This is a genomic window from Paenibacillus sp. 01T424 (assembly GCF_056398745.1).
The window spans coordinates 45,883-67,705 of sequence record NZ_JBFTPZ010000019.1; the positions used below are offsets into that span (position 1 = coordinate 45,883).

19 protein-coding genes are annotated in these 21,823 nt (G+C 48.4%); 11 read left to right on the top strand and 8 right to left on the bottom strand.

Annotated elements, in window-relative coordinates; translation table 11 throughout:
• Positions 1-41 precede the first annotated feature (41 nt).
• From AC1DPK_RS15930 to AC1DPK_RS15945, 4 genes are all read right to left on the bottom strand, one after another.
• A complete protein-coding gene (locus tag AC1DPK_RS15930) occupies positions 42-3,284 on the bottom strand; it encodes a discoidin domain-containing protein (RefSeq protein ID WP_477510936.1) in 3,243 nt (1,080 codons plus the stop codon).
• 276 nt (positions 3,285-3,560) lie between these two features.
• Complete coding sequence (locus AC1DPK_RS15935; RefSeq protein WP_477510937.1) at positions 3,561-4,337, bottom strand: response regulator transcription factor; 777 nt, start codon at positions 4,335-4,337, stop codon at positions 3,561-3,563.
• On the bottom strand, positions 4,310-6,064 hold the full coding sequence (locus AC1DPK_RS15940) for a cache domain-containing sensor histidine kinase (protein ID WP_477510938.1): 1,755 nt from the start codon (positions 6,062-6,064) through the stop codon (positions 4,310-4,312). Before AC1DPK_RS15940 ends, AC1DPK_RS15935 begins: the two co-directional genes overlap by 28 nt.
• Before the next feature lie 186 nt (positions 6,065-6,250).
• Positions 6,251-7,606 carry an FAD-dependent oxidoreductase gene (locus AC1DPK_RS15945; RefSeq protein WP_477510939.1) on the bottom strand — a complete coding sequence of 452 codons (1,356 nt, stop codon included), beginning with the start codon at positions 7,604-7,606 and terminating at the stop codon, positions 6,251-6,253.
• Positions 7,607-7,761: 155 nt separating this feature from the next.
• Between AC1DPK_RS15945 and AC1DPK_RS15950 the strand changes: the two genes are divergently transcribed.
• Complete coding sequence (locus AC1DPK_RS15950; RefSeq protein ID WP_477510940.1) at positions 7,762-8,790, top strand: LacI family DNA-binding transcriptional regulator; 1,029 nt, start codon at positions 7,762-7,764, stop codon at positions 8,788-8,790.
• Positions 8,791-8,799: 9 nt separating this feature from the next.
• On the opposite strand, the gene AC1DPK_RS15955 is transcribed toward AC1DPK_RS15950, so the two are convergent.
• Positions 8,800-9,591, bottom strand: a complete 792-nt coding sequence (locus AC1DPK_RS15955) for a sugar phosphate isomerase/epimerase family protein (RefSeq protein WP_477510941.1) — start codon at positions 9,589-9,591, stop codon at positions 8,800-8,802.
• 140 nt (positions 9,592-9,731) lie between these two features.
• On the opposite strand from AC1DPK_RS15955, the gene AC1DPK_RS15960 reads away from it, so the two are divergent.
• Complete coding sequence (locus AC1DPK_RS15960) at positions 9,732-10,568, top strand: helix-turn-helix domain-containing protein (protein WP_477510942.1); 837 nt, start codon at positions 9,732-9,734, stop codon at positions 10,566-10,568.
• Positions 10,569-10,606: 38 nt separating this feature from the next.
• Here the strand turns inward: AC1DPK_RS15960 and AC1DPK_RS15965 are convergent, their stop codons facing one another.
• Positions 10,607-11,470: a helix-turn-helix domain-containing protein gene (locus AC1DPK_RS15965; RefSeq protein WP_477510943.1), complete on the bottom strand. Its 864-nt coding sequence runs from the start codon at positions 11,468-11,470 to the stop codon at positions 10,607-10,609.
• A 141-nt stretch (positions 11,471-11,611) separates the two neighbouring features.
• Between AC1DPK_RS15965 and AC1DPK_RS15970 the strand changes: the two genes are divergently transcribed.
• On the top strand, positions 11,612-12,727 hold the full coding sequence (locus AC1DPK_RS15970; RefSeq protein WP_477510944.1) for a glycoside hydrolase family 88 protein: 1,116 nt from the start codon (positions 11,612-11,614) through the stop codon (positions 12,725-12,727).
• A gap of 123 nt (positions 12,728-12,850) precedes the next feature.
• Here the strand turns inward: AC1DPK_RS15970 and AC1DPK_RS15975 are convergent, their stop codons facing one another.
• Complete coding sequence (locus AC1DPK_RS15975) at positions 12,851-13,312, bottom strand: cupin domain-containing protein (protein ID WP_477510945.1); 462 nt, start codon at positions 13,310-13,312, stop codon at positions 12,851-12,853.
• 211 nt (positions 13,313-13,523) lie between these two features.
• On the opposite strand from AC1DPK_RS15975, the gene AC1DPK_RS15980 reads away from it, so the two are divergent.
• The 8 genes from AC1DPK_RS15980 to AC1DPK_RS16015 all read left to right on the top strand — a co-directional run bounded on the left by AC1DPK_RS15980 (position 13,524) and on the right by AC1DPK_RS16015 (position 20,367).
• Positions 13,524-13,886, top strand: a complete 363-nt coding sequence (locus AC1DPK_RS15980; RefSeq protein WP_477510946.1) for a hypothetical protein — start codon at positions 13,524-13,526, stop codon at positions 13,884-13,886.
• 48 nt (positions 13,887-13,934) lie between these two features.
• On the top strand, positions 13,935-14,426 hold the full coding sequence (locus AC1DPK_RS15985; RefSeq protein ID WP_339206454.1) for a cation:proton antiporter regulatory subunit: 492 nt from the start codon (positions 13,935-13,937) through the stop codon (positions 14,424-14,426).
• Positions 14,427-14,428: 2 nt separating this feature from the next.
• Positions 14,429-15,652, top strand: coding sequence for a cation:proton antiporter (locus AC1DPK_RS15990; protein ID WP_076268433.1), 1,224 nt, complete (start codon positions 14,429-14,431; stop codon positions 15,650-15,652).
• Positions 15,653-15,844: 192 nt separating this feature from the next.
• Positions 15,845-16,519, top strand: a complete 675-nt coding sequence (locus AC1DPK_RS15995) for a response regulator transcription factor (RefSeq protein ID WP_076268628.1) — start codon at positions 15,845-15,847, stop codon at positions 16,517-16,519.
• Positions 16,520-16,521: 2 nt separating this feature from the next.
• A complete protein-coding gene (locus AC1DPK_RS16000) occupies positions 16,522-17,904 on the top strand; it encodes a HAMP domain-containing sensor histidine kinase (RefSeq protein ID WP_477510947.1) in 1,383 nt (460 codons plus the stop codon).
• 84 nt (positions 17,905-17,988) lie between these two features.
• A complete protein-coding gene (locus tag AC1DPK_RS16005; protein WP_441910529.1) occupies positions 17,989-18,900 on the top strand; it encodes an ATP-binding cassette domain-containing protein in 912 nt (303 codons plus the stop codon).
• Positions 18,897-19,625 carry an ABC transporter permease gene (locus AC1DPK_RS16010; protein ID WP_477510948.1) on the top strand — a complete coding sequence of 243 codons (729 nt, stop codon included), beginning with the start codon at positions 18,897-18,899 and terminating at the stop codon, positions 19,623-19,625. The genes AC1DPK_RS16005 and AC1DPK_RS16010 overlap by 4 nt, the downstream gene beginning before the upstream one ends.
• A gap of 1 nt (position 19,626) precedes the next feature.
• The gene (locus AC1DPK_RS16015) at positions 19,627-20,367 is read left to right on the top strand and encodes an ABC transporter permease (protein ID WP_076268437.1); all 741 of its coding nucleotides are present in this window, start codon (positions 19,627-19,629) and stop codon (positions 20,365-20,367) included.
• A 365-nt stretch (positions 20,368-20,732) separates the two neighbouring features.
• Here the strand turns inward: AC1DPK_RS16015 and trpS are convergent, their stop codons facing one another.
• On the bottom strand, positions 20,733-21,716 hold the full coding sequence (gene trpS, locus AC1DPK_RS16020; protein ID WP_477510949.1) for a tryptophan--tRNA ligase: 984 nt from the start codon (positions 21,714-21,716) through the stop codon (positions 20,733-20,735).
• Positions 21,717-21,823 lie beyond the last annotated feature (107 nt).

Here is a 21,823-nt window from a genome sequence, read left to right on the forward strand (position 1 = left end):
GGCCTAAGCCCGCGTAACAAGGACTTAGGCCGAGATGGTTCCTAATCGTTGACGAAGCCGACAAACACCTCATTGATTCTGGCCATCATATCGTTCAAATTGCCGTTGCCCCATGACGGACGGACAAAATGGAAGCGCAATGCAGTCGTCACGACGGGGTTTTCCAAATTCAACGTCGTATACTGACCCAAAAAAGCGTCCTGATTATTATCTCGGACTTCGGCTATCGTCTTCCACTCTCCGTCTTCCAAAATCTGCAGATCAAAATCTCTGACATGCCAGTTGGCCGAGCCTATAACCGGCACATGTCCGCTCCACAGCTTCACTTGGTTGATCGTTTGCTCCGTTGTCCAGTCCAGTATCAGATAAGGCGTTTGGGAGCCTTTTGATATCCACCGGGTTTCCAAGCTTCCGTCCAGTACTCTTTCTTTTGTATTTGTACCCAGCGTGGAGTCGACCGACAACTGCGCAGTAATCGCCAGATTATTGGTTACATTAAGAACGAACTCTCCAGTGCGAGCAACGCCATCCAAGACGACAGTTGCCTGTAATGCTGCTTCTCCAGCTTGAATCGCGGTAACCACGCCCGTATGATCAACAGTCACTACATCCGGCGTCAGACTTATGAAAGATATGTCCGCATTTTCTAACGAAACGTGAGATCCTGTATTGTATGTGCCGGTCACATGCAGTTGGGTAGTCATGCCCGGCACCAGCTGCAAACGATCCGCCTTTACTTCTACGGCCGCAAGTTCGACAGGAGGGTAGGTTTCAACCCGCAGGTAAGGCCTATAGCTAGAGTCTTGTCCATTGTATAGCTGAGTCAGATAACCGGTTTGATCGGCATCCTGCGCAAAAGCAAGCGATATCGTACGATCGCCATCCAGACGTTCATGCACGAGCACAGACGCATCGAATACATACCAGACGTTCTCGCTGTTATTATTCAGCCGCACAGTCGAGAGCTTTTGCTCAAGCTCTGGCGGAGACTGATACATATCCCATTTCATGGTATCGCCGTCCCAGTCATTGCTATCCACTGCATAGAGAGAAGTTGCCGCTCCCATCTCTCCAACAGGGCTCTCAAGCGCTTGTCCATACACGTAGAGCCATGCGGTAGCCAGCTTGCCTTCAATGGAATTCAGATCAAATTGCAGATAGCTTCTCGCCGATTCGCTATCATCTCCGCCTTTAATCTGTAAAAGTTCCGCAACCTGAGCGTTCTGAGCATTTTGCTGTACGCTTGCTGCCTTGGTTGCCGGCAGCAGTTCGGAAACCACCACTTGATTCTCATAATCCGTCCCGGTATTTCCACTGATCTCATTGCCGGAGAGAAGAATATTCGTGCCGTGCGAAATCTTAACGCCATTCGTATTCCCCGTAACATGATTATCCTGAATGACAATATTCTCGGGTATGCCTGCGCCGTTCCCGGCGTTGGTGGGATCGCCGTCGTCTTTCATTGCAATGATACCCCAGAAGCCAGAAGCCGTATTGTTCACGATCTGATTGCCCTTCACAATTGTTCCGGGCGCATTTTTCAGACGTATTCCCTGGCTCCCCACGTTCGTAAATCCGGTAATGATATTATTCTCGATAATCGTATCCGGAGATCCCAAGTACACCTGTACCCCATACCGTTTCACATTCTCGATTAAATTGTTATGAATGTAATTGCCTGGTCCAGCAGCATCATGCGTAGCGCCCGGATTGCCGACGCCTACAGCCGCTTCGCCGCCGCCAACGATATGATTGCCGCTTACTTCATTCATATACTCGTCTTCTCCGTGGAAATCGATAGCGTCTAATGCCGAGTTCAAGTAGTAGTTGTTTTCAATGAGATTGTTATGCGTGTAAGAATGCGCCATCGTTCCGTGACGCAGATAGGGACCGATAAACTCGTTGTTGCGAACGACATTGAAACGAGAGTCGTCCTCTCTGCCGAGCCGGCTTTCCTTGGATTTGCCTTCGATGGAAACGCCATATCCGTTTCCGCCCTCGGCTAAGTTCGTTGCATTGCGAAAAAGCGAATTTTCCACAATAACATCATGACTGTTCGTAATGACAACGCCGATCCGTTGAAACTTCTCGATCGTCAGTCCGTCCAGCGTAATGTTATATGACGGTTTGCCGGAAGCGGCAGTAATCATGATCACCTGCTTAGGTCCGCCCCGATCGGGATTCGCAACCGACGTATTCGTTGAATAATTCAAGTCCCAGCTGGACGTAATTGTCATGTTGCTGATCTTAATATTGTTTTGTCCGGCCATGCGGAATACGATGCCTTCAACCGTAGCATATTCTTCCTGTTCATTAGCATGGTCGGAGACAAGCAGAACGCCATCCTGGCTCTCGCCGCGCATCTGCACGCCGGATTTCATAATGAAATGGGTAACTCCGTCCATATCGGTGCTCGTTAGTTGATAGTGTCCGTTCGGAAGATACACTTCGTCCCCAAGCTTCGCTGCAGCAAGTGCAGCCCGGATAGCTTGCGCGTCATCTATTCCGTTGTCGGCAGGATCGGCGCCGAAGTCCAGGACATTATACGTAGAGCCGGTCACTGTCTGTGCCTCATGCGGTACATGCGGTGTGCCATCCGCATAATAGAGACCAGCTTTTGTCGGAATTGGGGAATCCGGATCCGGTCCCGTTGGCGGAATCTCCACATCCCTTACTATAAATCCGTCCACATGGGGAGGGTAAACCTGAATTTCTGAAATGCTTGTCCATTCGCTTGCTCCGCGCCCGACAACCCGTACATAACGGGCGGTGACGGATTCAAAACCAAAGGCCTCAACCTGGATCGTAGTGCCGCTGCTATCGCCGCTGTATACGCGGCTCCAGTTGGTCTGGTCGTTCGAAACCTCGATAGCAATGGTCTTGCTGCGATTGTCTCCCCGGTAGAAAGCGACTCCCAGATAAGAAACCAGCTGTTCCGAGCCCAGATCCAGTTCGATCCATTGCCCGTCATCATACGCCGACCACCTTGTCTGAATATCACCGTCAATGGCATATTCCGGAATATTAGAATCGCTGCCGCTGGCCCGATAACCCGCGATCGTCAGCGGGGTTGCACTCGTCGTCTCCATGACGTGAACAACGAATGGCGGTTCCGCCTCAACACTGTAATCGTCCGAAGCGCCGTTCTCGAAATCCTCGAATACAATTCGGTTGGCAGACTCCGCTTCGGCTTCGGCCTGCACGCGGCTCGAGCCCATCAAACCCGTGAACAGCATACTCAGGATTAATAATAACACTGTAGATCTTTTTGTAAGACTAGTCATTATCCACCACATCCTTTCTTTCATGTCATTTCATTAGCTCTTCTCTTGCGGTCTTATTGTAAACGCTTCCAACAAAAACCAGCCCAAGCTTCCTCTTACACCTCCCGAATATCCGAATGTAATCATTCTGTCGCAATACATGAAGTCTCTGCACCAATTAGGAGCGCTTAACAATAAGTATACAAGTCAGCCTGTCAGTGAAAAACAACGTATTTTCGAGAAAAACTACGATATTCATAGCATCTGTTTTGTTTTGTGCTCAATGATCTGACCGGCCTAACTCAGCGGCCTTTTTCTATATTCGGTAGGCTTCGCTCCGCAATGCTGCCGAAACACGGCCATAAAGTGATTGGCGCTGGCATAACCGCAAAGGTTGGCTACCTCGTATATTTTCAGATGTGTATGGGTCAGCAGCTCCTTGGCTTTACTCATCCGGCAGGCCGTCACATAATCAGAATAGTTTTGTCCGGTTTTCACTTTAAACAATGTGGATAAATATTGATGATTCAAATGCACCTGCTCCGCGATGAATGGAAGTGAAACATCCTGATCCAGACAAGAGACGACCAGTTCCTTCACTCTTCGAATCGTCAGATCTTCATGGGCTGCTTCGGCGTTAGGCATCTCTACCGCCCGCTCGCGGTCCAGCCGCGCTTTCAAATTCAATAGAAAATGGGAAAGCTCAATCCGGTCCACCGGCTTCAGGATGTAATCCGACGCATTGTGACGCATCGCCGCCTTGGCATAAGTGAAATCTTCATAACCGCTGATGATTAATACAGGAAGGCTCGGATACAACCCCCGGACATGCCGCAATAACTCGATTCCGTTCATCTGGGGCATACGGATATCCGTAATCAGCAAATCCACCGATTGCATTCTGAGAAGCTCCAGCGCAGCGAAACCGTGTTCCGCTTCCGCGGTTACCCTGTAACTGCCGATCACTTCCTCGATCATTATCTTTAACCCTTCCTGAATTTTCTTCTCGTCTTCTACCAGCATCACATTGTACATTCCAATTCCCCCTATCGTAATGGCAGCCGGATTCTCCATTGTGTTCCGGAAGCCTCATCGCTCTCCACGCTTAAGCCGTATTCCACGCCATAAAGCAGTTGGATGCGATGGTGAATATTTTTGATGGCATAACCTTTAAGCGTATCTCCAAACTTTGGACGGCTGCCGTCCCGCTCCGGCTTGCACAACATCTGATGGCGAACCGCCAATAACCGTTGCGGCGGCATCCCCACCCCATTATCCTGTACAGTCAGGAGTAAATCCTGATCCAGAACGGATGCCCTGATCGTTATCGTTAATCCGCTATTGCCCATTCCGTGCTCCAATGCATTCTCAACCAGCGGCTGAAGCAGCAGCTTTGGTACAAGACAAGATTCGAAGGACGGATCCACATACATTTCCGAACTCAGCTTCTCGCCATGCCTGGATAACTGAATTTGCAAATAAGCGTTAACGAACCGTATCTCCTCCTTCAATTGCACCGGTCGTTCCTGTTTGTCAACCGTGTATCTCAGCATTCTCCCCAAACTGGCAACAATGTCGCTGATTTCGAGATTTCTCTCCTTCAGCGCCTGCATGCTTACCAACTCCAACGTGTTGTACAGAAAATGCGGATTAATCTGGCTTTGCAGAGCCGACAGCTCGGCTTCGCGTTCGCGCAGTTTCGTTTCATATACCTCCTTGACCAGCCGCTCCACTTCCGTCACCATCAGATTGAAACCCTGGGCCAATTGCCCGATTTCATCGCGATTCATCAAGCTCAAATCTGCCCGTTCGCTGAAAGCCCCGTCCTTTACCCGCCGCATGCGCGATTGAAGATAACGGATCGGCCTGACCAGCCGCTCTGACGTGAAAATCGCAAACAAATAGGCAATGATAAGCGATATGACTGAAATGAGGATCGTAAATCCGACGATTTCCTTGCCGCCCCGTTGCAAATCAGCCATCGGGATAAGTCCATGAATATTCACTTTCGTTGATTTGGAGTGCATGGTTGTGTACAGATAAGTCTGACCGTTCCAATCTATCGTTCCGTCCCCCGGACCATTATCCGGGAAATTAACCGGTTTATCCGGAAATAACAGCTCGCCGTTATCCTTTGTCAAGTAAAACTGGCTGTTTTCGCTGAGCCATACTTCTGACAATAACGCCTCGAGCTCTTTCATGTTAAAATCAATTTTGACGACCCCAATGCTTTGGCCCGTTGCAGGGTGATTCAACGCTCTGGCAGCGGAAATAACCCGTTCCGATCGTTTGTAATAAGTCGTCTCGTGAGGTTCGATAATGACAAGCCTACCTTCCGCATCCAGCACCTCCTGCATCCAGCTATTCCCTTTCTCGTTCCAATAGCGCTGCGTCAGTTTTTCTTGGACGCTGTACATAATGCCGTCGCGGGTGAAAAAGATCATTCGTTCAATTCCGGGCTGATCCAATGTGAGCGAAGCCGCTACTCTTGCCATCTTGGTAATTTCCGCCGACGGAATAAGCTTCTCCTCGCCTGATTCTTCATAACTGTGCTTCTCCAAAATCCGCAGCACGTCTTCGTTATACAAGGGAGCCACAGTTATTCTGTCTGCGTCTTTTATCGTATTTTCCAAATTAATTTTCACTTGATTCATAATTTGCATGGAGTACGCCCTGGAGTTTTTTTCGGTTTCCTCCGCAAATTTATTGTAAGTGCTGATTCCACTTATCAGGAATGGAATGGTGATAAGCAGAACGAACATGGTAATAAATTTGGCTCGTATCGAAATATACCGCTTCATTCACCCATTCCCCCTGACAGATTTTAAACGCACACATGTACTATCACATGGTAAAAAGGCCGCTCATCCGGTAGAGTGTTTGTTTTCCAACAAACTTCCGATACGAGGCGACCTTATAAAAAAGTCTACCATGACCCAATTATTACTTCAATTGAATTTGGTCGTTATCTCGCAGGCGGATGCGCGCTATACAGTCTGCCCGCTGCGCAGCAGCGCGCCGTTATGAATTAGACGCTCCTGCAGCTGTCCAATGTCGATTTTTCCCGGTGATATCCCCTGCTCCCATGCCATTGCTGCCGCCGTACCCGCAGCCTGTCCCGTCGCCATGCAGCTAGGTGTCAGACGCGTCGTTGCCAGTGCCTCATGCGTCGTCGAGATGCAGCGGCCTGCTACGAGCAGATTGTCAATCCGCTTCGGCAGCAAACAACGGTAAGGAATATCGTACGCCCCGTCGCCCTGTACCCATGCGGCCTGTACGCCCTTGCCGGACGGATCGTGAATGTCGATGGGATAGCCGCTTCGTGCAATGCAATCATCAAACGCTCGTCCATCTACAACATCCTGTACCTGGAGTGAATAGCAGCCGTCTATTCTGCGGCTCTCGCGTATGCCGATTTGCGCTCCGACCGAAGAGATGGAAGCGTTCTCGAAGCCTGGCAAGCAGCGGGTCATGAATTCCGCGACCATGCGCACCTGCTTCCTGCCCTGCACCTCTCCTTCCGTCAAATCCTCCAATTCAGTTCCGTCCAGCCCTTGAACACGAGTCGTATTGACAAGCACTTCGTCCGGTCCCGGACCTGTGAAGAAAAGGACCTGGTCTCTGTTAATGGGCAGATCAGCCTCCTTCCAATGCTTGAAGTAACCCAATACGCCGGACAATGGCAGTTCCTCCAGCTCATCGAAAGGCGTCTTCTTGTAAAACTCGTCCGGATGGTCGATCATATACCGTTTAACTCTCGCCAGGTCAACGCCTCTCATTCGGAACTTCATCGTCATCGGCTGCGTCAATTTGTCGCTGTCGCGTCCTTGCAAGCACGGCGCACCTGAAAGATAGGCCAGATCGGCGTCCCCTGTCGCATCGATGAACTGCTTCGCCGAAATTTCGTACTTCCCGGACTTGGTAGCGAGTCGTACCGTTTCAATGAGGCCTTCCCCGGTCTGCACTTCGTCCATGAAGCTGTGCAGCAGCACCTTCACGCCCGCCTCGCGCAGCATATCAATAATTAACACCTTATACACTTCAGGATCATAAGGGGTGATCGTCTTTACAAAGCCTACCGTATCGCGAACGTGTCCGGGCGATGCTCCCTCGGCCATCAAGCGGTCTACAATTTCCTGCGCCGTTCCGGCAATGACCTGTTTGCCATCCATTGTGTGAAAGGTCATCCATGGATAGACCAGAGCTGCAGTCGACATGCCGCCAAGAAAACCGTATCGTTCAATCAGCAGCGTTCGCGCCCCGCTTCTTCCAGCTGCCAGCGCCGCATTGATCCCCGCCGGCCCTCCGCCGCATACCACAATATCCGTCTCTATTTTTCTCATGCTTAACCCCTCCTCTGAAAGTACTCTCATTATAGGAGCGGGGGGACTTCTAAAGTAGTTTAACTTTAGTTTAAAATAGAACTGTCGAGCGTTAGCGTGGACGATAGCTTTACGTACGCATCCCCTAACCAAACGGAGAAAAGAGGAAGGCGGTTTTGAAATTGGGAACTCGTAAATCGATTACTCTGCACGATCTTTCCAAAGAACTTGGTCTTTCGATTCAGACCATATCCAAGGCGCTGAGCGGACGAGCCGGCATGTCCGAGGAAACGCGGAGCCGCATTATTCGAACAGCCTTCGTACGCGGCTATTTGACTGTATCTCAGGCACGTGAGATGGTCAGCCGCGGCATCACGCCCTATCCTACCTTCCAGTTTCGATTTGTATTGATACAATCCCGGCAATCTATGAATTACAACGTATTGTTGACAGAGGGGATAAGAGAAAGGCTCGATCAATTGGAGCATCGACTGGATAGTTATGTGCTGGATGAGGATGTGCCGGATCACGCATTCTCGGACTGGATGGAGCAGCTTAATTTGCCGACGGCGGACGGTCTGTTCATCGCGCCCCGGCTGCTCTCGGACTCCACGGAGCGCAAGCTGTTCGAGCTGCCTTTACCCAAGGTACTGATTAATTATCCGAGACCACTTTCCCGAATCGACAGCGTAATCTGGGATGTGTTCGAAGCCGTCTGCATGGCCGTGGACCGGCTTGCGCAGCTTGGCCATACCCGTATTATGTATGTAGGAGATATTCACAGCCAGCGGGGGTATACAAGAAGATGGCAGGCGTTTGAGGAAATGATGGGTGAGCTTCAGTTGGATTATGACGCAGAACTGCAAATAACAGACGTTTGGGACGAGTGTATGCTGATCGACAAGCTGCGCAGCAGCCAACCAACAGCAATCATTGCCGGCATCGATGAAGATATCGTAAGGCTGTATGACAGCCTTACCTCTCTCGGCTATCGCATCCCGGAGGACATCTCCTTAGTCGGCTTGGCCAACGGACCGGTGGCGGCGCTACCGCATTTAAGCCGCCCCCAGCTTCTGATCAAGGAGACCGGATATAAAGCGGCTGACAAAATGCTGTGGCGCCTCGCCAACAATGGCGAGCCTTGCGAGCATATCCGTATTGCCGGCCCTTTCCATAACGGGCAAACCATCCGGCGCTTCAGCTGAGAAGCGCCGTTATCGTTTGATGTTCGGACGAGCATTGGGTTGCAGAATTGACATTAGATGATATAGATTGGTAAAGCTAGTTTGCACGCAGCCCATCGGTGCTGTTCTGCAAACATCCTGTTCTACTACGTACCACTCGACTCCATTCTCCTCTCCCCAGCGAATAATCGGTTCGAATTCAATCGATCCTGTACCGATTTCCGCGAATGCCTGCTCACCGTCTGCGGTCATATCCTTCATATGGATAATCGGCATCCTGTCCGCATAGGGCTTGAAGAATGATGCAGGCTCAAAACCGCCTTTCTGAAGCCAATATACATCCAGCTCTGCAAGGATTTCATTGTCTGCACCAGCCTCAAGCAAGTACGAAAGCGCATCCTGCCCCTCTATCACCGTTTCAAATTCAAAAGCATGATTGTGATAGCTGATTCGGAAGCCTTCACCCTTCAGCTGCTTCGCAATACCATTTAAATCTTTCTTCAGTTGTTTGTATCCGCCTTCATTTTGCAGCTCAGCGGGAATACTCGGGCAAATAATATCCCTTGTGCCAAACAGCCTGGCGTCCGAGACCACTTTGCTTGTGTTCGCAACAATGTCATGGTAACCAACATGCATGCCTGCGGTCTTCAATCCAACTTCGTCCAAAACCGCTTTGAGTTCCTGTGGGTCATAGCCTTGAAAGCCCGCAAACTGTACGCCGCCATAGCCAATTTGACTTATTTTACGAAGAACTCCCGGGAAATCTGCAAGGCATTCCTCGCGAAGCGTATACAATTGAACCGCAATCTTATCCTTCAACAAACTACCATCTCCCTTCACTTCATTAATCCCCAGTATAGTGACAACTGATTTAGAAGTGAATATCCGATTCTCTGCTTGTTGACTTATTTTGCAACATTTATGATAGTAGAAATAGTTTACTCACTTGGAGGTGGCAGCAAATGATGGACGCATCGTGGATCGATTGCCTGTTGATCGGTTATTCTCATCATACTTCTCCATTCACCGGCTCCTTGCAAAAAGGCACAAACGACAATCGCTTGCTCCTGCGCTTCCAGGTAAAAGGGACATGCCGTGTCGAGATTAATGATGAGACATATGTTGTACAGCCCGGTGATCTGATCATCCGCAAGCCAGGGGAATACTACCGATTAGTGGTTGAGGCCGATAAAGACACTGAAGATTCTCAGCTAATTGAGAGTGCCGATTACTACTTATCCTGCAGCGGAGTATGGGCTCAGCAGTGGTGCATCAGGAATGATTTTCCAAGCAAGGTTCATCTGGATACGGCGGAAGACTTCTTGGCATTGTGGAGAAAACTAATTTATGAGAAGCGGAATATTCATGGGGATAATGCGGAAATGATGGACGCTTTGATCAAAGTTTTATGTCTAACTATCGAGAGGTATGTAAAGATGGCGGCGGCCTCCAGGCCTGAGCTCAACATTCCTTACAAAATGAAGCAGTATTTGGAGAAGCATGCTACCGATCCGCTGACGTTGACCCATATCGCCGAACGTTATGGCATCAGCGTATCGACAGCCTCCCACTTGTTCAAGCAAGCGTTCGGTCAATCTCCAATGCGTTATGTCATTGAGATCAGGCTGTCTATTGCCTCGGAGAGAATTCTATATAGCGACATGAAACTGGAAGATATCGCCGAAGCCTCCGGGTTTCACAGCTATCCTTATTTTAGCCGCGCCTTCCGGAATCATTTTCACACCAGTCCCAGCAAATACCGCGTTCGGAACCAGCTTCGCAAGGCAGAGAATCCTTAATTGGAACGATGCATCTATTCTATTGCCGCTGCTCCCCGCTACAGCCTTAGGCGGTATTGATGCGGAGATACGCCCATAATCCGTTTGAACAGGCTTATAAAATAAGAGGTGCTCGTAAACCCTACCTGCTCGCCGATCACTTCTACGGATTTGTTCGTCGTTTGAAGCAGACTGCAAGCCTGCTGCATTCTGCGGGCTGTCAAATAACCGGTAATGCTGCTACCCGTCTCTTGCCGAAACAGCCGGGACAAATAAGATTTTGACATATGGAGCTCGTCCGCAAGCAGCTCCAGCTGGAAGGGCTCCCCGTAATGATCTTCAATCCATGCCATAACACGTTCCGATTGGCGAATAGGCTTCATATGCTCCTCCTGCTCGGGCCCCGGAATAACCTTTCGTTTAATTAACGACAATACCTTTAACAAATAAAGCGCGCTCTGCTCTTCGTTGCTGCTGGCGGAGGAAGCGAGTAGGCCATTCTGGAATGCGGAGCAAGCGGCATTCAACTCTTCATTGCAATCGATCATATCTATGCCCTGCAAAACGATAAGCCCTTGAAGCATTCGTTTATAGACGTCATAAAGAGCCGGAAACGTTCTTAAGTAGCCCTTCATAAATACAGGGTCGAAATGAAAGACGCTGCGTTCATATGGCCGGCTTTCATCCACTTCCACATAAACATTATGCAGCTGATAGGGCTCGAAATAAAACAGCATGCCTGGCTTAAGCTCGTACGTCTTCTGATTAACGGTAACCATGCCGTGTCCCTGATGCACAGCCAGCACCTCAAAACCCCTATGAAAGTGGTAATACCCCTCGAAATCTTGCTGCGACCAGTTGCGGTATGACCAAAGAAAAGACAATCCCCCGTAGTCCATTTCCTGAAACAGCGTCCCCTTCACTGACTGCACCCCTTCATTTCAACAAGTCAACAGAACAACATTTTTAACCATTGTAGCGTAACTTTGTCCATTTGTCAGAGACTATAATGATAGCAAGCAGCTTAACCACAATCATGGGTCAACGAGGAGGCTTACTACAAAATGAATCAGGCATACAAAGAAAAAATATTGGTGCAATTAACCGAAAAGGTAGAGCGCATGATAAACCAAATTGGAGATAAAACGCCTCATGTGGCAAAAACCAACGGCATCTATGACAACACAGAAGATAACTGGTGGACGTCCGGCTTCTGGCCCGGCATGCTCTGGGTTATGCATGATGCAACAGGGAAAGAGTCATTCAAGGCAGCTGCTTGGGAATGGGACGCCAAGCTGGAGCGCTGCTTCTGCGAGTATCCGGTACAATTGCATCACGATGTGGGCTTTCAGTTTCTGCCGACTGCTGTCATCAAATACGAATTAACGGGCGATCAGGAAGGTCTGCGAATCGGTTTGGAGGCGGCAAACTTCCTAGCGGGCCGCTTCAACGTGAATGGCGAGTTTATTCGTGCGTGGAACGGGCAAGAGGCTTACGGCTGGGCCATTGTTGATTGCATGATGAATATCCCCCTATTGTTCTGGGCAAGCCGCACGACAGGCGACCCGCGTTACAAGCATATCGCGATACGTCACGCGGATACCTTCCTCCGTTACGCCATTCGCGAGGACGGCTCGGTATGTCATATTTTATCTTTTGATCCGGAGACAGGCGCGTTTATAGAACCGCTGGGCGGTCAAGGCTTTTCCAGCTCTTCGGCGTGGAGCCGAGGCAATGCCTGGGCACTTTATGGCCTAGCGATTGCTTACCGATGCACCGGGCTTGAGCGTTATTTGCACGCGGCGAAGCGGGTAGCGCATTACTTTGTCGCCGCCCTGCCGGAAGACGATGTGCCGTATTGGGATTTTCGCGTAGCAAACATAGAAAATGAGCCGCGCGATACTTCCGCTGCCGCCATCGCAGCATCCGGCCTGCTCGAACTTACCGAGCTGGTTCCATCCGCGGAACGCCGAATCTATAACGCGGCTGCCGAGAGAATCCTGTATTCACTAAGCGTGAATTATGCGACCTGGGACAATCCGGACCATGAAGCAATTCTTCTCCAAGGCACCGGACATAAGCCTGAAAACGCCAACATCAACGTATCACTTATTTACGGAGACTACTACTTCGTAGAGGCATTCGCCAAGCTTAACGGCTGGAGCCACCGGATCTTTTAGCCAGCCTCGTTCCTTTGATCATAATAGGCCACGTACGAAGCTTCTTAATTGCAAAATAAGAGCCATCCGGGAAAGAAACTTCACTCCTCGGATGGCTCTTCAACATTTATTTAATGATCGTAATTATCGCTTAATGAGCTGGAAATCATCATAATGGAAACCCGGAGCTACAACGCATGAAACGAGTACAGGCTCGTCCCCTAGCAGGTGGGACATTTGCCATTCGTTAGCCGGCACTAATGCTTGCGGCTGATGACCTGCCAGCACATCAGGTCCAACAATAATTTCTTTTCTAGTTTCCGGCGAATCTTCGGTACCGCCAAGCGTAAGCATTAATGGACTGCCCGAATGCCACATCCACAGCTCGTCTGAATAAACCTTATGCCAATCTGAAAACTCACCTGGATGAAGCATAAAATAAATTGATGATGCTGCGAAGCGTGGTCCTGAATAAGGAGCTCCAAGCACCTCCTGCGGTATTGTGAAACCAGCCTTCCAAATTTCCTTGTACCAGCCGCCCTCGATATGCTCCTTCAAACCAAGCGTTTGTACGAGCGGTGACAATTGTTTCACTTCTGCTCCCATCCATTTCAACCTTCTTTCTCTCTTTTACGTACTATTCGCCTAAAAAAATCGTTTACTTATTTTATAACGCTTATGGTTTATCGTCAATTCATTAAACAGCTGGGAATAGAGGGCAATAATCTTTTTTTCTTTGTTAATATGTAACATCGCCTTTTTAAATTTCAATTTATAAGTTATACTTATATTAACGAAATCTTTTGGAGGTGGACAGATGAACAATGGCATACATGATTTCAGTCGCATTAGCCGCAAGCATTTAATGAACTTGTTCCTTATTGTTCCGCTGCTGCTCGCAGCGCTGTTCGCCTACCAAGCAGGCAATATGTTTGAGTTAACAGCTGGTGCAAGCCGCATTACTACGGCAGCCAAATATGCGACGTCAACCGTACGCAAACAGAGCACCACTGCCACAACATTTTTACCTGAAAACGCACTCGTTGCCGCCTATATGCATGCTCTCATGCTTATTTATTGGCGTTCCACAACCCTATCCGCACTCGTCACTACTTATCGACAGAGATTGCGCGATCTGCTCATGACTCCGATTAAATTCACTTCCCATTTCGTTGGTTAATCCTCTCATTTTGTTCGTATACTAACAACAAATGAGGAGGCATACACAATGAATATTAGAGAATCCGATCTGCCCGGCATTGGCCGAAAGTACCAAGTTATGACGAGGAGCGGCGATAAGTTTGTCATTATTATTCATGATGACGGACGCCGTGAGATGTATCACTTTGACTATGAGGATCCAGATGATAGCATTTCCATGGTTACCCTAGAGGATGAAGAAGCAAGACAAGTCGCTGCCATCATTGGCGGTATGACTTACAAGCCGAAAGCGCTTGAAACGATTGAAGTCGCACTCGATGATTTAACGATTGAGTGGTACAAGATTGAACCAAACGCCGCATGCATTGGCAGAACAATCGGCCAGGCCGATATTCGCCAAACGACTGGAGCGACCATTATCGCTGCGGTTGAGAAGGAAGCAAAACATATTAATCCCGGCCCCGACTATATATTCAAAGCAGATACTACCCTCATCGTTGCAGGTGAACGCCAGCATCTGAAGCTACTTAAGCTGATGCTGCAAAATGGGAGCCGTTAATTATGGATCACATGGTGCTGGAGATCGGTCTTGCTGTTATACTCATCGCCTTAGTCGGGCTGTTAGCTGCAAAAATTCGATTTTCCGTCATCCCGTTTTATATTTTAATCGGCATGGCCGTAGGTCCACATGCTCCGCACGTAGGCATACTGGACTTTAGGTTTATTCATAGTGCAGAACTAATTGAATTCATGGGGCGGCTAGGTGTGCTGTTCCTCCTGTTCTATTTAGGTCTGGAATTTTCTGTGGGTCGATTAATGAAATCGGGTCGCTCAATAGCGGTAGGCGGAACGATCTATATTCTGATCAACTTTTCACTTGGCTTATTATTTGGCTGGATCAACGACTTCCCTGTAGCGGAAACCATGGTCATCGCCGGCATTACAACGATCTCATCGAGCGCTATCGTCGCGAAGGTGCTCGTCGATTTAAAGAGGACTGCCAACCCGGAGACAGAAATGATTCTCGGCATCATTATGTTCGAGGATATCTTCCTTGCTGTATATATTTCCGTGCTATCCGGACTCGTGCTCAGTGATTCGTCATCTTTAGGCGGAGTACTCCTGTCTGCTTCCTATGCATTAGGATTCATGCTGCTCTTCTTGATTATCGGCAGGAAGGCTGCACCGCTCCTGAACAAAATTCTCAATATTCGCTCGAATGAACTGTTTCTGCTGCTCGTATTCGGCTTCCTGTTCCTCGTAGCAGGCTTCTCCGAAACGATTCACGTCGCTGAGGCGATCGGCGCTTTGCTTGTAGGCTTAGTACTAGCTGAGACTGTTCATATGAAGCGGATTGAGCATATGATTTTGCCTTTCCGTGACTTCTTCGGCGCTTTATTTTTCTTCAGCTTCGGACTGACCATCGACCCATTCGCACTTGGCGGAGCCGTATGGCTGTCACTTGGTGCGGTTGCCGTTACACTATTCGGTAACTTCTTGGCAGGCATGTTAGCCGGTAAAAGTGCTGGCTTAACGCCGAAGGCATCGGCTAATATAGGTTTGACCATCGTATCTCGCGGCGAGTTCTCCATCATTATGGCGAACCTCGGCAAAGCAGGCGGCTTGCTTGAGCTCCTGCAGCCATTCGCTGCCTTGTATGTACTCATTCTGGCGATATTGGGACCACTTCTGACTAAGGAGTCAAAGTGGGTATTCAAAGTGTTAAACAAAGTATTTAGGTGGGAAAAAGGAAAGAAAGCACGGGAGCCTGGAAGCAAGGGCTGACCAAGCAATGAATAGAAAGGGATCTAGCCGTTGTCGGCTAGGTCCCTTTCTTTATTTTCAAATAAATTCCTATTGCTGATTCACATCAAACGTTGCTTTATGGTATGCATTCCGCCAAGCTCTGCCGTATAATCGAAGCAGAACAGCTAAAATAAGGGATCAAAATGAATGAACGAAAGGAAATTTATAAAAATGACGGCATCACTGCTATATATTGAAGATGATATCGAAATCGGAAGCTTTGTCTCACAGCATTTGCAAGAGCAAGGCTATAAGGTTGAATGGTTAAAAAATGGCGAGCATGCACTCGAGGCCGCTGCAGGCTGCAGACTCGTCATCCTAGACGTTATGCTGCCGGGTCTCGATGGTTTTACTATTGGACAACGTCTGAAAAAAGCGGCGCCGGATGTCCCGATTCTCATGCTTTCAGCGCGTACCTCCATCGATGATAAGCTGCAAGGGCTGCAGTTCGCTGACGACTACCTCACCAAGCCTTTTCATCCCGACGAGCTGACCGCACGCATCGAAGTGCTCCTTCGCAGGTCAGGCGCACGCCTTGCTGAACCTTTGGCTATTAAGCATCTGCTTGTCTATGAGCAGCAAAACCGGGTGGAAAACCGTGAGACCGGGGAAGAAATTATGCTGACAGGCAAGCAGTTTCACATTTTCAGCTATCTGCTTCGCCATTTGGGACAACTGCTTACGAAAGAGCAAATCTATGAGGCTGTATGGGGAGAATCCTTTATTGATGGAGATAAAACGTTGATGGTTCATATCCGTTATTTGAGGGAAAAAATCGAACGAAACCCCGCTGCTCCTGAAATCATTGAGACGGTACGCGGCATCGGCTATCGGGTGCGCGCATGAAGATGCCCAAACCACACGCGGGAGGCATGAAGTTTCGCCAAACCTTGTTGTCTCGCTACCTTCTTATTATTTTGTTTGCTTTTCTGTTTATTCCGATCATATTTCCGGTAGCTTCTATTCTTTATATGCTTATTCAAGAAAATACACAAACCGCTAATATGGACTATTTAAAGTATGGCAGCGGAAAAGAATTAACCACAATATGGCATAATCAGGCTGCTGAGTTAACAGAGAAGGATCCCGCTCAAATCGACAAAAAATTGCACGAGCTAAAACAAACTTACCCCGAGGCTTCCCTCTTCTGGGTTGACTCTGCTGGATCAACAAGGCTGCAGCTTCCCGTACAAGAGCAGTTGCCCAGTCAGTGGACGCCTGCCAGCTCCATTCAATTTATGAAAGCAAGCATCGACAGCGATCCTTTTACGGTCGTGTCCTTCCTTGGGGCGAACCATAAGGAGCCTGGGTTTATGGTGATGCAGCTGCAGCGCTCCATCATTCAGCTCGATAAGCCGATCGGTTCAGGCACACCCTTTTATTTGGCGTTTCTGTTTATTATGTTCGCCTTTTTCTTCATGATATCGCTGCTGTTCTTCCGGCACATTCGCAAACGTCTGCTCAGTCTGCAATCAGCGATGACGCTGCATGGCGACAACGGTCTTCCGATGCCAATCCTTATTAAGAAAAATGATGAGATTGGGCAGCTGGAGACCGCTTTTAATCAGATGGTTGAACAGCTTAAAGAGAGCAAGGAGCGCGAGCGTGCAGAGGAAGAGCTTCGCAAGCAGCTCATCGCCAGCCTGTCGCATGATCTGAGGACACCATTAACCGTCATGAACAGCCATCTGTATTCCTTGCATAAGGAATCATTAAGCTTGAATGCGAAAGCAGCTGTGAAGCAAATGGAGCAAAAAATAACCAGCTTAGACAGCCTCATTGAAAATTTGCTTTCCTACACGCTCATGACAAGCGGCCGCTATCCGCTTAAGCTGGAGCCACTGGATCTGCTGCGATTAGTTCGTGAAAGCGCCGCGTCTTGGTATCCCCTTTGGGAACAGGAAGGTATCGTCGCTGATGTGGAGCTGCCTGATGGTGCTATGCTCCGTATTGTCGATAAGGCAGGTTTCCGCCGCGTGCTGGATAATTTATTTCAAAATGTAACGAGGCATGCGAGCGGCGGCAAATACATCGGCATTTCCATAGAGAGCTACCAAGGCCAATCTGCGCTCGTTATTCACGATCATGGCAACGGGCTAGAGGCTTCTCCGACTGGCAAAGGTGCAGGCATTGGGCTAGCCATTGTCGATTATCTTCTGAAAGAAATGAAGCTCGAATGGCATAGGGATACCCAAGCTAGTGGAACGACCATATACATTTATTCAAATTGATTTTAATTTTTTTAAACAAAATTTAAACTTGGGGAGCTCTTCGTTTAACCTTCACCCGTTAATGTAAGTAATGAGGTGATTAACGTGAATGAATGGGTAATCGAAACGAAAGGACTAAGCAAACGTTATAAAGGGCGTTATGCGGTGTCCAATCTGAATTTAAAAATTGCAAAAGGTGATATTTATGGCTTCCTTGGACCGAACGGCGCTGGTAAAACGACGACAATCCGCATGCTGCTCGGATTAATCCAGCCCTCGGGCGGATCGGTTCATATTTTCGGGAAATCTTTGAACAAGGAAAGGTTATCTATATTGCGCCGAGTCGGCTCGCTCGTTGAATACCCTTCGTACTATGGCCATTTAAGCGCCGTCGACAACCTAGAAGCTATTCGCCGCATACTCGGTGCTCCTGTATCCAAAATTGCTGAAGTGCTCGACATCGTTGGACTGGCCAAGGAAGCGCGGCGTCCAGTGAAAGGCTTCTCGCTTGGGATGAAGCAGCGACTAGGTATCGCAAGCGCATTGCTTGGCAGCCCAGAGCTGCTGCTGCTCGACGAGCCGACAAATGGACTAGATCCATCCGGCATATTGGAAATTCGTGAATTAATTAAAGAAATGCCTAAGCAGCACGGCATTACCGTCCTTATATCCAGTCATTTGTTAAGCGAGGTCGAGCTTACAGCAGGAACCGTCGGTATTATTCGTCAGGGGGAGCTCGTCTTCCAAGATACGATCAGCCATTTGCATGCACAGGCACAAGGCACAATATCGCTGGTCGTGTCTGAGCCAGAACTAGCACTTGCTGCCTTGCAGCGGCAAGGTGTGGGCGCTGTACAAAATGGTTCCGCCATTATGCTGGAGCATACCGATAACCCTGCGCTTGCACGCATTGTCAAAAATCTCGTAGAGCGAGACCACTCTATCTACCGTGTCGAGGAGAAACGCAAATCACTGGAGGATCTCTTCCTGCAAATTGTCGGGGAGGGTAAGCTATGATGCTCAAAGCACTTTCAGCTGATTTTTTGAAAATACGCGGCAAGGGGCTATGGTTTCTTATCTTTATTGGCCCTATCGGATTGATCGCTATGCAAGCTCTTAATTACGGACTTCGTTATGATTATTTAACGAACAGATATGCAGGGAGACTCTGGGAGGTCTTGCTTCAGGACATCCAAATGTTTGTTCCAATCTCGCTATTCCTTGGAGTGACACTTGTCTCTTCCCTGCTAGCAAATATCGAACATAACACAAATGCGTGGAAGCAGCTGCTCGCCCTTCCTATTTCCAAGGGTGCCGTGTTCCGCTCCAAATTTGCATTAAGCTTCCTGTTGCTGCTCTCATCATGTGTTTTGCTGGCGATAGGAACCGCTGCGCTTGGTTTATCGTTGCGATTCGGGCTTAAAGAGATGCCAGTAATCGATATTTTGCGGCTTTGCTTCCTGCCGTTTATCGCATCGCTCCCGGTGCTTGCGCTGTTTGTATGGCTTTGCATGACCATGAAAAATCAAGCCATTCCTATTACGTTTGGCGTGTTGATCGCGATCAGCTCCATATTCACAGGCCTGATTTCAAAGGATTGGTCAAAGCTGCTGCCGTTAAACTGGCCGATGCTAGGTTATATGGATCCGCAGCGAGAGCTATTCGTTGGTGGAGGCTTTCTGCTCGGGTGCATCCTTCTACTTGTTGGCGCCTTTCATTTCATCAAAAAGGATGTGAATTGAAATGATGGGTTTCCTACGTTTAGTCGCTGCGGAACGGATTAAGTTATTCAAAACGTTTATTTGGATACTCATCCCGCTCAGCTCGCTGCTGTCACTTGCTCTCGGCATGTTAATATCGTTTGATTCGCCGGATGCGTCCGCTCAATATGCCCTGCTCATTGCTTCAATGGCTTCGTTCCACGCCATGCTGTTCTTACCAATATTAACGGGCATTCTGTCCGCTTTCGTATGCAGATACGAGCATGTAGGAGGAGGCTGGAAGCAGCTGCTTACGCTGCCTGTGTCTAGAATCGGACTCTACTTCGCCAAATTCAGTGTAGTTGCTGTTCTCCTTGCCATAACGCAGCTTTTGTTTCTAGGAGCAGTTATTATTGCAGCGACCTATCAAGGCATCGACGGCCCGCTTCCATGGGCAATGCTTCTGAAAGGAGTTGGCAGCGGCTGGCTTGCCTGTCTCCCGCTTGCCGCGCTTCAGCTGCTCGTATCTGTAAGCTGGAGCAGCTTTGCCGCTCCACTCGTCATTAATGTGATGCTTACGCTGCCTAATATGCTTATCGTTAATTCTGAACGTTTCGCTCCCTTCTACCCATGGGCACAACCAATGCTCGCGATGCTAAGCTTCGAAGGCGACAATTTCGGCGCTTTTGCGCTCCCTTTAGAAAACTTGCTCATTACGATAACGAGCAGCTTTGTTTTGTTTTTTGCAATTGGCCTACTTTATTTCACTCGCAAAGAAGTGTAAGCCGCTTAGGAGGAAATAAAAAAAACGGCCAATCCCGCTGCAGATGCGGGATTGGCCGTTTTTCATTACTATATTGGTAACTCACTCATCCCAATCCACTCATTCTAGACGGCGTCCTGCCTTATAGGCTTTCAGAGAAACCAACTAACCGGAATTTCTCCCGCTATCATTCGCTCTTTTCTGATAAAAACCAATTTAACGGGAAATCTTCCCGCTAATCTAGGCAGTATTTTAGGAAACAGCCCATTTCCATTGATTTAACGGTACAAATTCCTTCTAATTCAGAATATACGGGCATAATCGCAAAATTAACTGGAGATTTTCCTGTTGATTTTGATCTCTACCCGCAATCAAAATCTGCTCGGTTAAAAGGTTACGAATCCCATGGCGCGTTTCGCTTGAACAAGCGTTATTTGAGCCGTTTCCGAGGCTCTCATCGCTCCTTCTTTAAGGATACGGATCAGCTCATCTGAATCGATAATATCTCTATATCTCTCTTGTATAGGTACTAGCTTCTCGACGACAACCTCGGCTAAATCCTTCTTAAACCCGCCATATCCTTGGCCCTCGTAACGCCTTTCAATCGTCTCGGTGGACTCTCCTGAGAACACCGCATAGATCTCGATCAAATTGCTGACCGCAGGTTTATTGTCCCAATCATATCGCACAGACATTTCTGAATCGGTAACAGCTCTTGCGAGCTTTTTACGAATATCAGCTGGCGAGTCAAGTAGCAGCACGTAGCTATTTTTATTGGGGTTGCTCTTGCTCATTTTTTTAGTTGGATCATCAAGCCCCATAATACGGGAGCCAATAGTGGGGATGATTGGTTCAGGAATTACAAATGTTTTTTCAAAACGACTATTAAATCGCGCAGCCAAATCTCTAGTCAACTCTAAATGCTGCTTCTGATCCTCCCCGACAGGAACATGGGTCGCTTGATAAAGGAGAATGTCCGCTGCCATCAAGGCAGGGTACGTAAACAAAGCAGAGCTGACAGAATCTTTCCCATCTGATTTCTCTTTGAACTGCGTCATTCTGCTCAGCTCTCCAAAGTGAACCTGAGTCTCCATTATCCATCCCAGCTCGACATGAGCAGGTACATGCGATTGTATAAAAATCGTCGCCTTTTTAGGATCAATTCCAGCAGCAATATAAAATGCGGCAATGTCCTTTGAACGCTGAAATAATTCTTTAGGGTCCTGAGGAACAGTCACCGCATGAAGATCCGGCACAAAGAAAAAGCACTCAAAGTCATGCTGCATTTTCACAAATTGATGCAAGGCACCTCCATAACCGCCTATATTAAGCTCCCCACTTGGTTTTATTCCTGAAAGGATACGTTTCATGTTACTTCCTCCTTATTTGCGGCTAATAATTATTGGAGATGTACTTGCTCCAAGCGCTTCGTGAGGTCGGTACTACAAAAGATAGAACTATTGCGATATTCAGTATA

Excerpts from the sequence above, each read along its gene's own strand:
- AC1DPK_RS15930 (WP_477510936.1), bottom strand. The coding sequence starts at position 3,284 with ATGACTAGTCTTACAAAAAGATCTACAGTGTTATTATTAATCCTGAGT.
- AC1DPK_RS15935 (WP_477510937.1), bottom strand. The coding sequence starts at position 4,337 with ATGGAGAATCCGGCTGCCATTACGATAGGGGGAATTGGAATGTACAAT.
- AC1DPK_RS15940 (WP_477510938.1), bottom strand. The coding sequence starts at position 6,064 with ATGAAGCGGTATATTTCGATACGAGCCAAATTTATTACCATGTTCGTT.
- AC1DPK_RS15945 (WP_477510939.1), bottom strand. The coding sequence starts at position 7,606 with ATGAGAAAAATAGAGACGGATATTGTGGTATGCGGCGGAGGGCCGGCG.
- AC1DPK_RS15960 (WP_477510942.1), top strand. The coding sequence starts at position 9,732 with ATGATGGACGCATCGTGGATCGATTGCCTGTTGATCGGTTATTCTCAT.
- AC1DPK_RS15970 (WP_477510944.1), top strand. The coding sequence starts at position 11,612 with ATGAATCAGGCATACAAAGAAAAAATATTGGTGCAATTAACCGAAAAG.
- AC1DPK_RS15975 (WP_477510945.1), bottom strand. The coding sequence starts at position 13,312 with ATGGGAGCAGAAGTGAAACAATTGTCACCGCTCGTACAAACGCTTGGT.
- AC1DPK_RS15980 (WP_477510946.1), top strand. The coding sequence starts at position 13,524 with ATGAACAATGGCATACATGATTTCAGTCGCATTAGCCGCAAGCATTTA.
- AC1DPK_RS15985 (WP_339206454.1), top strand. The coding sequence starts at position 13,935 with ATGAATATTAGAGAATCCGATCTGCCCGGCATTGGCCGAAAGTACCAA.
- AC1DPK_RS15990 (WP_076268433.1), top strand. The coding sequence starts at position 14,429 with ATGGATCACATGGTGCTGGAGATCGGTCTTGCTGTTATACTCATCGCC.
- AC1DPK_RS15995 (WP_076268628.1), top strand. The coding sequence starts at position 15,845 with ATGACGGCATCACTGCTATATATTGAAGATGATATCGAAATCGGAAGC.
- AC1DPK_RS16000 (WP_477510947.1), top strand. The coding sequence starts at position 16,522 with ATGCCCAAACCACACGCGGGAGGCATGAAGTTTCGCCAAACCTTGTTG.
- AC1DPK_RS16010 (WP_477510948.1), top strand. The coding sequence starts at position 18,897 with ATGATGCTCAAAGCACTTTCAGCTGATTTTTTGAAAATACGCGGCAAG.
- AC1DPK_RS16015 (WP_076268437.1), top strand. The coding sequence starts at position 19,627 with ATGATGGGTTTCCTACGTTTAGTCGCTGCGGAACGGATTAAGTTATTC.
- trpS (WP_477510949.1), bottom strand. The coding sequence starts at position 21,716 with ATGAAACGTATCCTTTCAGGAATAAAACCAAGTGGGGAGCTTAATATA.